General features: G+C 67.1%; 16 protein-coding genes. 8 read left to right on the forward strand and 8 right to left on the reverse strand.

The window, feature by feature from the left end; genetic code table 11:
* Positions 1-17: 17 nt before the first annotated feature.
* The 3 genes from K7W42_RS06550 to K7W42_RS06560 are packed head-to-tail and all read right to left on the reverse strand — an operon-like array spanning position 18 to position 1335.
* Complete coding sequence (locus K7W42_RS06550; RefSeq protein WP_224573269.1) at positions 18-392, reverse strand: DUF3224 domain-containing protein; 375 nt, start codon at positions 390-392, stop codon at positions 18-20.
* Positions 389-859, reverse strand: coding sequence for a DinB family protein (locus tag K7W42_RS06555; RefSeq protein ID WP_224573271.1), 471 nt, complete (start codon positions 857-859; stop codon positions 389-391). Before K7W42_RS06555 ends, K7W42_RS06550 begins: the two co-directional genes overlap by 4 nt.
* A complete protein-coding gene (locus K7W42_RS06560) occupies positions 859-1335 on the reverse strand; it encodes a DinB family protein (protein WP_224573272.1) in 477 nt (158 codons plus the stop codon). Before K7W42_RS06560 ends, K7W42_RS06555 begins: the two co-directional genes overlap by 1 nt.
* A gap of 86 nt (positions 1336-1421) precedes the next feature.
* Between K7W42_RS06560 and K7W42_RS06565 the strand changes: the two genes are divergently transcribed.
* Genes K7W42_RS06565 through K7W42_RS23230 form a run of 3 tightly spaced genes read left to right on the forward strand, consistent with a single transcriptional unit; the run spans position 1422 to position 3271 of the window.
* Positions 1422-2387, forward strand: coding sequence for a helix-turn-helix transcriptional regulator (locus tag K7W42_RS06565; protein ID WP_224573275.1), 966 nt, complete (start codon positions 1422-1424; stop codon positions 2385-2387).
* Positions 2388-2390: 3 nt separating this feature from the next.
* The gene (locus K7W42_RS06570; RefSeq protein ID WP_224573277.1) at positions 2391-2843 is read left to right on the forward strand and encodes a (4Fe-4S)-binding protein; all 453 of its coding nucleotides are present in this window, start codon (positions 2391-2393) and stop codon (positions 2841-2843) included.
* Positions 2844-2875: 32 nt separating this feature from the next.
* The gene (locus K7W42_RS23230) at positions 2876-3271 is read left to right on the forward strand and encodes a DUF4279 domain-containing protein (protein WP_224573444.1); all 396 of its coding nucleotides are present in this window, start codon (positions 2876-2878) and stop codon (positions 3269-3271) included.
* A 69-nt stretch (positions 3272-3340) separates the two neighbouring features.
* On the opposite strand, the gene map is transcribed toward K7W42_RS23230, so the two are convergent.
* Complete coding sequence (map, locus tag K7W42_RS06580; RefSeq protein WP_224573279.1) at positions 3341-4084, reverse strand: type I methionyl aminopeptidase; 744 nt, start codon at positions 4082-4084, stop codon at positions 3341-3343.
* Between the two features lie 88 nt (positions 4085-4172).
* On the opposite strand from map, the gene K7W42_RS06585 reads away from it, so the two are divergent.
* Positions 4173-5471, forward strand: coding sequence for a thymidine phosphorylase (locus K7W42_RS06585; protein WP_224573281.1), 1299 nt, complete (start codon positions 4173-4175; stop codon positions 5469-5471).
* Between the two features lie 173 nt (positions 5472-5644).
* Here K7W42_RS06585 and K7W42_RS06590 read toward each other — a convergent pair whose 3' ends face one another.
* Positions 5645-6028, reverse strand: coding sequence for a cell division protein FtsB (locus K7W42_RS06590; protein WP_224573282.1), 384 nt, complete (start codon positions 6026-6028; stop codon positions 5645-5647).
* 207 nt (positions 6029-6235) lie between these two features.
* Here K7W42_RS06590 and K7W42_RS06595 point away from each other — a divergent pair, with 207 nt between their 5' ends.
* From K7W42_RS06595 to K7W42_RS06610, 4 genes are all read left to right on the forward strand, one after another.
* Positions 6236-6682 carry an acyl-CoA thioesterase gene (locus K7W42_RS06595; RefSeq protein WP_224573283.1) on the forward strand — a complete coding sequence of 149 codons (447 nt, stop codon included), beginning with the start codon at positions 6236-6238 and terminating at the stop codon, positions 6680-6682.
* A complete protein-coding gene (locus K7W42_RS06600; RefSeq protein WP_224573284.1) occupies positions 6664-6966 on the forward strand; it encodes a hypothetical protein in 303 nt (100 codons plus the stop codon). The genes K7W42_RS06595 and K7W42_RS06600 overlap by 19 nt, the downstream gene beginning before the upstream one ends.
* Before the next feature lie 163 nt (positions 6967-7129).
* Positions 7130-8038, forward strand: coding sequence for an ROK family protein (locus K7W42_RS06605; RefSeq protein ID WP_157460511.1), 909 nt, complete (start codon positions 7130-7132; stop codon positions 8036-8038).
* Positions 8039-8044: 6 nt separating this feature from the next.
* Positions 8045-8602 (forward strand): HD domain-containing protein, encoded by a 558-nt coding sequence (locus tag K7W42_RS06610; protein ID WP_224573285.1) that lies wholly within the window; start codon positions 8045-8047, stop codon positions 8600-8602.
* Positions 8603-8805: 203 nt separating this feature from the next.
* Here the strand turns inward: K7W42_RS06610 and K7W42_RS06615 are convergent, their stop codons facing one another.
* The 3 genes from K7W42_RS06615 to K7W42_RS06625 form a co-directional block, all read right to left on the reverse strand.
* Positions 8806-9489 (reverse strand): V-type ATP synthase subunit D, encoded by a 684-nt coding sequence (locus tag K7W42_RS06615; RefSeq protein ID WP_224573286.1) that lies wholly within the window; start codon positions 9487-9489, stop codon positions 8806-8808.
* A 65-nt stretch (positions 9490-9554) separates the two neighbouring features.
* Positions 9555-10970 carry a V-type ATP synthase subunit B gene (locus K7W42_RS06620; RefSeq protein ID WP_224573287.1) on the reverse strand — a complete coding sequence of 472 codons (1416 nt, stop codon included), beginning with the start codon at positions 10968-10970 and terminating at the stop codon, positions 9555-9557.
* Entirely contained in the window at positions 10967-12715 is a 1749-nt protein-coding gene (locus tag K7W42_RS06625; RefSeq protein ID WP_224573288.1) for a V-type ATP synthase subunit A, read from the reverse strand. The genes K7W42_RS06620 and K7W42_RS06625 overlap by 4 nt, the downstream gene beginning before the upstream one ends.
* Positions 12716-12794: the final 79 nt, after the last annotated feature.

Below are 12794 nucleotides of genomic sequence, written 5' to 3' on the forward strand. Positions count from 1 at the left end.
GCTCCTTTCAAAGGGGGTTAGAGGGTGTAGTGCACAGCGTACCTGTGTTCCTGGTCCGTGATGCTCAGGCTCAGCTCGCCGCAGATGCCGCTCAGGTCGCCCTGACCAGACCCCTCCACAATGCGGTAGAGCAGCCGCTGCTGCCCCTGAGCCTGGTCGCCCAGATGAGCAAAGGTAAATTGACCCGTCCGGCCCGCCAGCGTGCCCGTAAACACCTCAAGCGCCACATACGCGGTCTGCGCGTAGGCCAGCATGCGCCCCTGGCTGTGGCCGCTGAGGTCGCCCGTCCAGGTTTTGTCGAAGGCCAATTCCTGAATCCCAGGCATCACCGAAGGCCGGTCGCCCGGTGGCCGGAAGGTGACGGCAAACGTCCCGCTGGCGACAGCGCTCATGCCGGTCCTGCGCCCCTGTCCCAGAACTGGGGTGGTTCCAGACCCAGTTCCCGCAGGTAGACGCTGCCCTGGGCGCGGTGGTGCGTCTGGTTGTCAATGGCCCCCAGTGCGGCGGCCAGACCCGTCATCTTGCCCCAGCCTGTGTGCTGCAGGGTCAGGTAATGGGCGTCGGGAATACCCGGCAATTCGCGGGACAACCGCGCGGTTTGCTCGGCCCAGGCCGCGCGCAGACTGGCGGGGTCGGTGCTCGGCGCCTCGGCCCAGCGCGGCTCTCCCCAGTTCCCGCTGCTCAGGCCCGCCAGCACATAGTCGGTCTGGCCGTGAACCTCCCAGAGCATCGCGCCGAAGGGCCGCAGGGGCTCGGCTGGGGCGTAGGTCAACAGGGCGCTGTCTGGAAACGCCGCCAGATAGTGCCCGGTCAGGCGGTGGTGACCCAGCCAGTGGGCGGCAAGTTCGGCCGACAGCATCAGCGCTCGTAGAAGGCGGGCGGCTCTTGGCCCAGTGCGCGCAGGTACACGTAGCCCTGGCCCCGGTGGTGAATCTCGTTGTCCACGGCGTACATGGCGGCGACCCACCCCGGCATCTCGCCCCAGGGCAGCGGCTGGAGGCGGGCCACCGTCTCGGCCTTGACCCCGCTCCACTCGTCGGCCAGGCGGTCACTCAGGGCGTCCCAGGCGGCCAGCAGATCAGCTTTGGTCTGCGGCATGGTGGACCAGTCGGGTTCGGGCCATTCGCCGGTTCGCAGGCCGTCCAGCGTCATGGCACTCACGAACAGCAGTTCGCCGGCCATCTGCCCAAAGGGACGCATGGGCGGCGCGGGGGTGAAGGTAAACAGCTCGCCCTCGGGAAAGGCCTCAATGGTGCGGCGGGTCAGGGCGCGGTGGCCCTGCCAGTGCGACAGAAAAGTAGGCAGCGACAGAACGGCATCGGCGGTCAGGGTCATGGGTGAACCTCCTGTGGGTGAATCTGCCCTCAGCGTAATCGTGATTCCCGTCAGGATGTGTCGCCTTTGCCGGATAGACTGCGGGTATGTACGACCCAGCCATGCGGGTGCTCACCGTGCTGGAACTGTTGCAGGCCCGCGAAAGCGTGACCGGCGCGGAACTGGCCCGCCGCCTGGAGGTCAGCCCGCGCACGGTGCAGCGCTACGTGACCCGCCTGCAAGACCTGGGCATTCCGGTGGAGGGCCGCCGGGGGGTGGGCGGCGCCTACCGCCTCAAGCCTGGGTTTCGGCTGCCGCCCCTCATGTTCACGCCCGAAGAAGCCCTGGCGGCCGCGCTGGGCCTGCGCGCGCTGCGCCAGCTGGGGCTGCACGCCCTGGCCCCCGCCGCCGAGAGTGCCGGGGCCAAGCTGTCGCGCAGCCTGCCCACGGCCCTGCGTGACGACGTGCAGGCCCTGGAAGGCAGCGTGCATCTGGACCCGGCACCCTGGGTGGTGGGGGTGGGGGCGCAGGTGTTGGCCGAACTGCTGCGGGCGGTGCGACAGACGCGCACTGTGCAGTTCAGCTACGCCGCGCCGGGCCGGGCCGCCACCACCCGCCAGGCCGACGTGTACCGCGTGGTGCATTTTGGGGGCCGCTGGTACGCCGTGGGCTGGTGCCACCTGCGGGCAGCGCGGCGGTCGTTCCGCCTTGACCGTCTGAGCGACCTGGACGTACTGGACACCACATTCGTCTCGCCGCCTGACTTTGACGCCGCCGCGTTCTTGCGTTCGCAGCTGCGGGCGCCGCCCACGGCCCATGCCGTCAGCGTGTGGCTGGCCGCGCCCCCCGAAGCCTTGCAGGGCCGGGTGTCGCTGTGGGGCACCGACCTGGACGCCGAGGGGGGCGGCACCCGTCTGCGTGCCCAGCGCGAAGACCTGCACAGCTTTGCCGCCTTCCTGCTGGGCCTGGAGTGCGACTTCCGGGTGGACCACCCCCCCGAACTGCGCGCCGAGTTCGCGCGGCTGCATACGCGCTGCGGCGCGTATGCCGGGGCCAACGAGCCGGTACACTGACCCATGACCCCCGCAGCACCGCCTACTAACGACGACCTGGCGCAGGGCAAGGCCTACGCCGGCCAGGGCGTCACCGTGTATTACGACGCCCGGCGCTGCGTGCATGTGGCCAACTGCGTGCGCGGCCTGCCAGAAGTGTTTAGGCCCAAGGAGCGGCCCTGGATTCAGGCGGAAAATGCGGGGGCGCAGGCCGTCGCGGCTGTGGTCAGAACCTGTCCCACGGGAGCGCTGCATTACGTGCTGGACAGTGAAGAGGCGGAAAGCCCCCAGGAGCTCACCGAGGTGCGCGCCCTGCCGGATGGCCCCCTCGTGCTGCGCGGCAACCTGGTGCTGGACACGCCTGCAGGTCAGGTCCGCGATGTTCGGGCCGCCCTGTGCCGCTGCGGCCAGAGCAGTAATAAGCCTTACTGCGACGGCACCCACAGCAAGGTGGGCTGGACGAGCAGCCAAGAGTAACGGAGCTTCCAACGCCCCGCATGCGGGTGTAGCTGTCCGTCACGGGCAATTTCGACCCTGACGACTTCACGGCGCGTGTGGGCCTGTCTCCTGCCCGGACGTGGCGACGAGGTGAACGGAGTGCGCGCGATCCCCAGCTTGCGGGGCGGACTGTCCACGCGTGTGACCACTGGGCTTTTGGCCTCACTGAGCGTCCAGAATTTGATCTGGAACTGCTCGTGGATGAGCTGCTGACGCTGGCACAGAAGGGACTGAGCGCACTGGGTCAGGCTGTGGCCGACCTCGGCCTGCATCTGGAAGTAACCGTGGTGGTGAAATGGGCCCCCGCAACCACCGCCAGCCCAGCCCTTCACTTAAGGGGCCGACACCTGGCCATCCTGGGCTCTCTTGGTGCAAAGGTGGACATAGACCTTTTCGCTGACTGCTGACCCGTTAGGTCGCGGGCCTCGTTACACAAGCGGCCCACAGCCGTGGCCACGTCCCTGGACCAACAACGCTCAGGCCGTCAGAATCAGAGGCTTCTCCTTGGTAATCATGACCGTATGCTCAAAATGGGCGGCCAGGCCGCCGTCCGTGGTGCTGAGGGTCCAGCCGTCCCGCCGCGTCCTGACCCGGTGTGAGCGACCAGTCGACACCATCGGCTCCACGGCAATGACCAGCCCTTCGTGCAGCTTCTTCCGGTCCTGCGGACGGTAGTAATTCGGAACGTTCGGCTCCTCGTGGATGGCGCGACCAACCCCGTGCCCAAAGAGATCGCGCAGCACCGTAAAGCCCCGGCGCTTAACCTCCATTTCAACGGCCTGCCCGATGGCGTGGACCGGCCGCCCGGCGGTCGCGGCGCCCATGCCCGCGTGGAAGGCCGCCTCGGCGCAGTCAATCAGCCGCATCACCACAGGCGAGGCTGGCGGCACCGCCACGGTTACCGCCGCGTCGGCGATGTAGCCGTGGACAAAAGGCGTGACATCCAGGCTCACCACGTCCCCAGTCGCCAGCGGGCGGCGCGTCGGCAGACCATGCACGATGTCGTCATTGACGCTGATAAAGACATTGACGGGGGCCTGGTAGGTCATGCGGGGGGCCGACTGGGCGCCGTGGCGTTCAAAGACCTGACCGGCCAGCGCGTCCAGCTCGGCCGGGGTAACGCCGGGGCGGATGGCCGCCCGGAGCGCGCGCAGCGTCTCGGCCACCACCTGCCCCGCGCGCTGCATGCCTTTGAGGTCGCTTTCGGTCGTGATGGTCATGCCTTACTGTAAGCCGGTTCGGCGGCCCGGACCGCAGCCCTGCGCGCCTTCCCTGTCCGCCTCTGCTGGCCCCGGCGTACACTGGCCTGTGACCGCTCTGAACATTCCCGACCTGATTCGCAAGAAGCGCGACGGCGACAGCCACAGCCGCGCCGACCTGGAGCAGCTGGTGCTGGGCTACACGCGCGGCGAGGTGCCCGACTACCAGATGAGCGCCTGGCTGATGGCCGTGTACCTGCGCGGCATGGCCGAACAGGAAACCGCCGACCTGACAGTGGTGATGGCCGAGAGCGGCGACCTCATGAACCTGGCGGGCCTGGAACGCACCGTGGACAAGCATTCCACGGGCGGCGTGGGGGATAAAACCAGCCTGATCCTGACGCCCATGCTGGCAGCGCTGGGCCTGACCGTCGCCAAGATGAGTGGGCGCGGCCTGGCGCACACCGGCGGCACCATTGACAAGTTGGAAAGCATTCCCGGCTGGACCTCGGAGCTGAGCGAGGAACAGTTTCTGCGCCAGGCGCAGGAGATTGGCCTCGCGCTGGTGGGCCAGAGCAAGGACCTCGCCCCCGCCGACGGCAAGCTGTACGCCCTGCGCGACGTGACGGCCACCGTGGACTGCCTGCCGCTGATTGCCAGTTCCATCATGAGCAAGAAACTCGCTTCGGGTGCGCACACCGTCGTGCTGGACGTGAAGGTTGGCGCCGGGGCCTTCATGCGCACCCTGGAGGCCGGGCAGGGCCTGGCACGCGCGATGGTGGACATCGGCACCCGTGCCGGGCGGCAGGTGCGCGCCGTGCTGACCGACATGGACACGCCACTGGGGCATATGGCGGGCAACAGCCTGGAGGTGCAAGAAGCCCTGGCCACCCTGCGCGGTCAGGGCCCCCACGACCTGACCGAGTTGTGTGTGGCGCTGGCCGTCGAAGCACTCGTCGCCCACGGTGAGACTCAGGCCGAGGCGCTTGCCCGGCAAACCCTACAAGACGGCAGCGCCCTGGAGCGCTTCCGCGCTTTTGTGGCTGCGCAGGGGGGCGACCCGGCCTACGTGGATGACCCCACCCGGTTTGATGTGGCTCCCGGCCGCGCCGAGGTGACAGCCCCCACCGCCGGCTTCGTGGCGAAGGTTGACGCGCTGGCGGTGGGCCGCGCCGTGCTGGCGCTGGGCGGCGGCCGTGAGCGGAAGGGCGAGGCCATTGACCACGGCGTCGGTGTCGAGCTGCTGAAAAAACCCGGCGAAGCGGTGGCGGCCGGCGAGGCGGTGCTGCGCATCTACCACCGGGAGGGCCGGGGCCTGGACACCGCCCGGACACTGCTGGACGCTGGCCTGAGCATCAGCGCCGCCGCCCCAACCCCTGAGCCCATGATTCTGGGCCGGGTGAACTGAGAGGGGCTGCCAGCTTTATCGTGGGGAGGAGGGCACGCCTCTCCACTCCATTTTCGTCGCTGCCTCTGACGGACACTCACTGTGTTCGCTTTCATCCTCCCCAACCGCTCTGAGGTCCGCGCTCAGCGTGACCTAGCGGAAATGGACAGCCAGAGGCGTGCCCCTCCCCCGGCTTACGGGAGCCGCAGCGCCTTACAGATAGTGCCCGGTGCGGGCGGCCGAACTGGGGCGGTGCTGGACACGATGACCTGCTCGGTCTTGCCCACATAGCCCTCGCAGCGGGCCAGCTGTTCCAGGTAGGCCGGGTCACTGGCAGCCTGAATGGCGTCTTTGAGCACCCGCACGTCGCCTTCCAGCAGCGCCACCCGGTCCAGCGTCTCACGGGTTTGCGCCGACCAGACCACACTGCGGTAGGCCAGGTGCCCCAGCTGGAAACTCAGCTGCACGATGCCTAGCGCCGCCAGCACGCTGGCCACCATCATGCTCAGGGGCAGGCGCTGAAGGCGCCGCCACCAGACGCGCCGCGCCGGCTGGGGCGGGGGGGGAGTGTCACTCATCTGAACGCCGACCCCACCGTCTGGACAGACGATTCAATCTGGGCAAAGCGAGTAGGAGCACCCGCAGACTGACGGGCATAGAGTGGGCACCTCGGCCCTGTTCCGGGTGGTCAACACAACAGACGGCAGCCCGTATCACGCCCGGCAGCATAGCGTTCCCGCACCCTGCACAGGTGGGAAAAGGGCGGCGGGGCTACACTGGGCCGCATGACTGGGAAGCCTGAGCAGGGCGCGGCCACCGGGCGCGTGCCCGAACTGAACTGGGGCGACGCCCACCACAGCGAGATTCAGCTGCGCTACGGCGATCTGGACGCCATGGGCCACGTCAACAACGCCCGCTACGCCGAATTTCTGGAGGTGGCCCGCCTGGCACTGGCGCGTGATCTGGGCATTGAACTGGCCGGGCGCTCGGTGCTGGCGCGGCTGGAACTGGACTATGTGCGGGATATCCGCCCTGGCCAGCGGGTGCTGATTGAAACGCTGGTCGAGCGCACCGGCCGCACCAGCTGGACCAGCGTGTCCCGGATTCTGGCGGATCAGGTGCCCTGCGCCTTTTCGCGTTCCGTGGTGGTGCGGGTGGACGACCAGGGCCGCCCCGAACCTCTGCCCGAGGAACTTAAGGCCCAGGTGGCCCCGTGGCTGGTCCGCCCGTGAGGGGCCAGGCCGCCTACGAGGACCGCGTGCTGTATCAGGGCGACCCCTGGGTGCGGCTGGATACCCTGCCGCGTCTGCTGGCCGAGGGCTGGCGGCGCACCCTGTCGGCCGGCGGGGTGGTCAGCGTGGTGCGCACGCCCTTTCAGTGGTCCATGAGCAGCCCCGTGATTGAAATTGAAACCGGCGGTTACCTGGGCGACGTGGGCCTGTATGTGCCCGAGGTGCAGCTGCCCGAGGCGCTGGCCCTGCTGGGTCTGGATGAAGACCCGGCGGACGAGGCATAACCCGGCCTCTTCTCGCTGAACCGTTGATCACCCCCCGCCGCCTTTCCAGACGAGCGCGGCGAGCCGTGGAAGCGCTTCGGGTAAAGTTTCGGAAGAGTTTTTCTGTCCTTCTGTCCTGGTGCCCGCCAGCGCGGCGCGCCTTGCCTTTTCTTCTGGAGCGCACATGAGTCAGTCTTTTTCTCCCGAATCCATCAGCATTGGCATTGACGTGGGCGGCACCAAGATCGCCAGCGGCGTGCTGCGCGGCGACGAGCTGCACGACCCCCATGTCGTCCCCACCCCCGAAACAGGCTGGAAGGCCGTGCTGGACGCCATTGCCGGCGAGGTCAGACGCCTTCAGGAGCGCCACCCCGAGGCCCGCCTGATCGGCGTGGGGATTCCGGGACCGCTGAACGCCGACCGCACCCGCGTCAAGTTTGCGCCCAACATCTACGGCTTTACCGATGTGCCGCTGGTGGACGGGTTGCGCGACCGCCTGGGGCAGCGCGCCGTGCTGGAAAATGACGCCAAGGCGGCGGCCCTGGCTGAAGCCCACCTGGGCGCGGCGCGCGGCGCCGAGAGCAGCATTTACGTGACGGTCAGCACCGGCATTGGCTCGGGCATCGTGCTGAACGGGCGCATCTGGCGCGGGCGGCACGGCATTGCCGGCGAGATTGGGCATGTCACCGCCCTACCGGGCGGCCCGGTCAGCGGCGCGGGACTGGACGGCGCCCTGGAAGCGGTGGCGAGCGGCACGGCCATTGCCCGGGATGCCAGTTACGCCCTCAACCGTGACGTGACCACTGCCGAGGCCTTTGGCCTGGCGCAGCAGGGTCATCCCGGCGCCCGGCGGGTGGTCAGCCAGGCCATGCGCCACATCGGCATTGCCCTGGCCGACCTGCAAAAAACCATTGACCCCGAGGTCTTTGTGCTGGGGGGCGGCGTGGCCAGCGTGGGCGACTATTTCTTTCATGGTGTGCAGGCGGCGGCCGACGAATACGCGCAGGGCTTTGCGCCCGTCACCATCCGCCGCGCGCAACTGGGCGGCAACGCGGGCGTGATTGGCGCCGCGCTGGCCGCCCGCCACGGGTAAGGGGGCGTGGACGCCCTGCTGACGGCGGCCGAACACTACGCCCGCCCCTTTTACGCCGAGCCCCACCGGGCCTATCACAATGCGGCGCATGTGGAGGCGGTGCTGGACGCGCTGCGCCGCCGGGGCGTCCTCTCCCCCACCCTGGCCCTGGCCGTCTGGGGCCACGACCTGATCTACGATCCGCGCGCGGGCGACAACGAGGCCCGCAGCGCCCAGGTCTTTGGCGAGTGGCTGACCGAACAGGACGCCGACCCTGCTCTGGTGGCCGAGGTCCGTACACTGATTCTGGCGACCCAGCACAAAGCCCTACCGGCCACACGCGACGAAGCACTGCTGGTGGACGCTGACCTGAGCGTTCTGGGGGCCGCTCCCACCGACTTCGCGGCCTACGATCAGGCCATCCGGCAGGAATACCACCACGTGCCAGGGCCGCTGTACCGCCTGGGCCGACGCAAGGTCCTGCAAAGCTTCCTGAAGCGGGAGCGAATTTTCTCGACGCCGGAGTTCGCAGAGCTGGAAGCGTCATCAAGGGCGAACCTGGCCGGGGCGGTGGCCAGGCTGTAGAGCGAATCGGGTCTGGTGCGTTTCAAAATCGGCACAGCACCGGGCTACCAACCCCAGGCTTAGAGGAGCCTCCTGCTCCTGTCGCTCGGCTGCGCCGCTTCCCAAGCCTGCTGGAAATGAATCGTTGACACCAACAGGTCAACCAGAGTCCATAGCAAAACGCCCCCAGGACAGGCCTGGGGACGCTGGGGGCGAAGAAAGTTTTAGTCGGCCGCAGAGCCGTGGTTGCCGCTCTGGGCGTCCTGCTTGCTGGCCTTCTGGCCTTTAGCCTTGGCCTCAATCTTGGCCTTGATCTTCTTCTGGGTGTAGCTGGCTTCGCGCTCGCGCTGGTCCAGCACACTGCGAATAAAGCGGATGTCATCCTCGATACCGGGAATGACGATCTGCTCCAGGGCGTTCACACGCCGGCTGGTCTTCTTGATTTCCTCGCCGATGCGGCGCAGCTTCGTTTCGGTCGCCGCGACCTTGACGATGGCTTCCATCACACCGCCGAAGTCGGTCGCCGCCTGAATCGTGCGTGCGCCAACATTGATCGGGCTGAACGTAGCACTCTGACCCCGCTCAGGGATGCTGATGCGGGGCACCTTCACGCCGTAGACGCTGTCAATCTGCATATCCACGGTGTAATCGCTGCTGCCCGCAAGGCTCAGGCTCTCAACGGCTTCCGGGCTGTCCCAGGCCTTGGCCCCGAACAGGCTGGTGTAGGCGCCCTTGCTGACGCCCGACAGCTGCTCGCGGGCGGCCAGCGCGTCTTTGACCAGGGCGAAAAACTCACCGATCAGGGCGTCGCGCTTGCGCTTGAGCAGGTCGGCGCCGCCGGACGCCGTCTTGAGGCCGGCCTTGCTGGCCAGCAGGGCACTGCGGGTGGGGCTAATCTGTCCTGCCATACATATTCACCTCCCAGGTGGGTGAAGTTGGGAAGGACAGAGCGCCCCTCCCATCTGGGTCTAGGTTAGCCCATGCTCCGGCTGCCCTTCCACATCTCGTCCATCTTGGTGCCGTAGTACTTGTCGATGGAGTCCTTGGACACGCGGGTCAGCTGGCTCTGGGGCAGCTTGGAGAGAATGCCCCAGGCGACCGTCAGGCTGTCTTCGATGCTGCGGTCCTGGCCACCTTGACCAATGAAGTACTGCTCGAAATCATCGGCAAAGCGCAGGTACAGCTTGTCGGTGTCGGTCAGGGCGTCTTCACCCGTGATGGCCACCAGCTTGCGCAGGTCCAGCCCGTTGGCGTAGGCCGCGAACAGCTGGTCCGAGATGTTTTTGTGGTCGGCGCGGGTCTTGCCCTTGCCGATGCCGTTGCCTTGCAGGCGGCTGAGGCTGGGCAGCGGGTTGATCGGGGGAAACACGCCCTTGGAGTTCAGGGTGCGGTCCACCACAATCTGGCCTTCGGTGATGTAACCGGTCAGGTCGGGGATGGGGTGGGTAATGTCGTCGTCGGGCATCGAGAGGATCGGCACCTGGGTCACCGAACCGGGCTTGCCGTCCACCACGCCGGCGCGCTCGTACAGGCTCGCGAGGTCGGTGTACATATAGCCGGGGAAGCCGCGGCGGCCTGGAATCTCTTCGCGGGCCCCGCCGATTTCACGCAGCGCCTCGCAGTAGTTCGTCAAGTCGGTCAGGATCACCAGCACGTGGTAGCCGTGCTCGAAGGCCAGGTACTCGGCGGTGGTCAGGGCCATGCGGGGGGTCAGCAGACGCTCCACGGCGGGGTCGTCGGCCTTGTTCAGGAACAGCACGCTGCGGGCCAGCGCGCCGGTGCGCTCGAATTCCTGCGTGAAGAACGACACTTCGCGCTGGGTCAGGCCCATCGCCGCAAACACCACGGCGAAGTCGCCTTCGTGACCGGGCACCTTGGCCTGACGGGCAATCTGCGCGGCCAGCTCGTTGTGGGGCAACCCCGAGCCCGAGAAAATCGGGAGCTTCTGGCCACGAATCAGGCTGGTCTGCACGTCAATGGTGGAGATGCCGGTCTGAATGAACTCTTCGGGCTTGGCGCGGGCGGCCGGGTTCATGGCCTGGCCGTTGATGCTCAGGCGCTTTTCCGCAACCACTTCGGGCAGGCCGTCAATGGGGCGGCCCAGGCCGTCAAAGCGGCGGCCGATCATTTCCTTGCTGACGCCCAGGCGGGCCACGTCTTCCACGAGGCTGACCGAAGCGGTTGCCAGGTCCAGACCACGGGTTTCCTCGAACACCTGAATCACGGCGTTCTGGTCGGTCACGCTGATGACCTGACCGCCACGGACGCGGCCCGAGCCGTCTTTGATGTTCACGATGGCGCCGTAAGCCAGGTCGCTGGCCGCGTTCACGAACAGCAGCGGACCCGAGATGTACGCGACGTCGTTGTATTCCTTCTGAAGAAGGGTCACGCTTTCACTCCCTTGAAGGTGGTGTGCAGCTCGTCCATCACGCCTTCGCCGTAGGCCATGAACTCATTTTCATGGACGTAGCGGGCGCGGGCCAGCTTCTCGATGACAGGGTTCTGAATGATCTCGTCGATGGTCGCGCCGCCCTTGAGGGCCGTGTCGGCTTCGTCGTAGAACTTCAGGAACATCTTCATCAGGCCGTAGTTTTTGGGCATGGAGGCCGAGGCGTCCACCGGGTCAAAGCCGTTTTGCTGCAGGAAGTCCTGGCGCAGCATGCGGCCCGCCTCAATAATCAGGCGCTCGTTGTCCTGCAGCGCGTCGGGGCCCACCAGCTGCACCACTTCTTGCAGGGCGGCTTCCTGCTGCAACAGGTTGCCGATGCGCTGGCGCAGTTCGGGGAAGTCCTCGCCGACGTTTGCCCGGTACCACTTGTCCAGGATCGGCGTGAACAGGCTGTAGGAGCCGTTCCAGTTGATCGCGGGGAAGTGGCGGCGGCGGGCCAGGCCCGCGTCCAGACGCCAGAAGGCGCCGGTAATACGCAGGGTAGCCTGGGTCACGGGCTCGGACATGTCGCCGCCGGCGGGGCTCACGGCGCCGATCACGGACACCGCCCCGTCTTCACCGGCCAGGGTCGTTACGGCCCCGGCGCGCTCGTAGAAAGCCGCCAGCTTGGCGCCCAGGTAGGGCGGGTAGCCTTCTTCGGCCGGCATTTCTTCCAGGCGGGAGCTGATTTCACGCAGCGCCTCGGCCCAGCGGCTGGTGGAGTCGGCCATCAGCGACACGCTGTAGCCCTGGTCGCGGAAGTACTCGGCCAGCGTGATGCCGGTGTACACCGAGGCTTCACGGGCGGCCACCGGCATGTTCGAGGTGTTGGCGATCAGGATGGTGCGGTGCATCAGGGGCCCGCCGGTCTTGGGGTCTTCCAGTTCGGGGAATTCCACCAGCACGTCGGTCATCTCGTTGCCGCGCTCGCCGCAGCCCACGTACACCACGATGTCTGCGTTGCCGTACTTGGCCACCGACTGCTGGGTCACGGTCTTGCCCGAGCCGAAGGGTCCGGGAATCGCCGCGGCGCCGCCCATGACCAGAGGGAACAGCACGTCCAGAATGCGCATCCCGGTCAGGAACGGCAGGCTGGGGTCGAGCTTCTTCTGGACAGGACGGGGCGCGCGCACGGGCCAGTAGTGGGCCAGGCGCAGCTTGGTGCCGTCTTCCAGTTCCGCGATGGTGTCGTCAATGGTGTAGTCGCCAGCGGGCGCCACCATGCGCAGCTTGCCCCGCACTTCGGGGGGCGTCAGGATCTTGTGGGTGAAGGAGAATTCGGGGACCGTGCCCAGAATGCTGGAGCCCGTCACGCTGTCGCCGGCCTGCACGCTGGGCGTGAAGGCCCACTTCTGGGTGCGGTTGAGGCTGCTCACTTCGATGCCGCGCGCGATAAAGTCGCCCGAGGCTTCACGGATCTTGTCCAGGGGACGCTGAATGCCGTCGTAGATGCCGTTGAGCATCCCTGGCCCCAGTTCCACGGACAGGGGCAGCCCGGTAGTTTCCACCGGCTCGCCCACGGTCAGGCCCGAGGTGTCTTCATACACCTGCACGAAGGCGGTGTTGCCGTCCAGGCGAATAATCTCGCCCACGAGGCGCTCCTGGCCCACGCGCACGATGTCGTACATCTTGGCACCGTACATGCCGTCCGCAATCACGGCCGGCCCGGCGATGCTCTGCACGACGCCCTTTTGCTGTTGCGTCATTTAAGTCTCCTTGAGAAGAGGTCGAAAAGGCTTTGGGGTCTCAGAGTCTAGGGAAGAAGACACACCGCATTTGTGGTCT

Origin of the sequence: Deinococcus betulae, assembly GCF_020166395.1 — a bacterium.
Taxonomy (GTDB): domain Bacteria; phylum Deinococcota; class Deinococci; order Deinococcales; family Deinococcaceae; genus Deinococcus; species Deinococcus betulae.

Coding starts and splice junctions, on each gene's coding strand:
- K7W42_RS06595 (WP_224573283.1), top strand. CDS start 6,236: ATGACTGGGAAGCCTGAGCAGGGCGCGGCCACCGGGCGCGTGCCCGAA.
- K7W42_RS06625 (WP_224573288.1), bottom strand. CDS start 12,715: ATGACGCAACAGCAAAAGGGCGTCGTGCAGAGCATCGCCGGGCCGGCC.
- K7W42_RS06565 (WP_224573275.1), top strand. CDS start 1,422: ATGTACGACCCAGCCATGCGGGTGCTCACCGTGCTGGAACTGTTGCAG.
- K7W42_RS06550 (WP_224573269.1), bottom strand. CDS start 392: ATGAGCGCTGTCGCCAGCGGGACGTTTGCCGTCACCTTCCGGCCACCG.
- K7W42_RS06590 (WP_224573282.1), bottom strand. CDS start 6,028: ATGAGTGACACTCCCCCCCCGCCCCAGCCGGCGCGGCGCGTCTGGTGG.
- K7W42_RS06560 (WP_224573272.1), bottom strand. CDS start 1,335: ATGACCCTGACCGCCGATGCCGTTCTGTCGCTGCCTACTTTTCTGTCG.
- K7W42_RS06570 (WP_224573277.1), top strand. CDS start 2,391: ATGACCCCCGCAGCACCGCCTACTAACGACGACCTGGCGCAGGGCAAG.
- K7W42_RS06615 (WP_224573286.1), bottom strand. CDS start 9,489: ATGGCAGGACAGATTAGCCCCACCCGCAGTGCCCTGCTGGCCAGCAAG.
- K7W42_RS06555 (WP_224573271.1), bottom strand. CDS start 859: ATGCTGTCGGCCGAACTTGCCGCCCACTGGCTGGGTCACCACCGCCTG.
- map (WP_224573279.1), bottom strand. CDS start 4,084: ATGACCATCACGACCGAAAGCGACCTCAAAGGCATGCAGCGCGCGGGG.
- K7W42_RS06605 (WP_157460511.1), top strand. CDS start 7,130: ATGAGTCAGTCTTTTTCTCCCGAATCCATCAGCATTGGCATTGACGTG.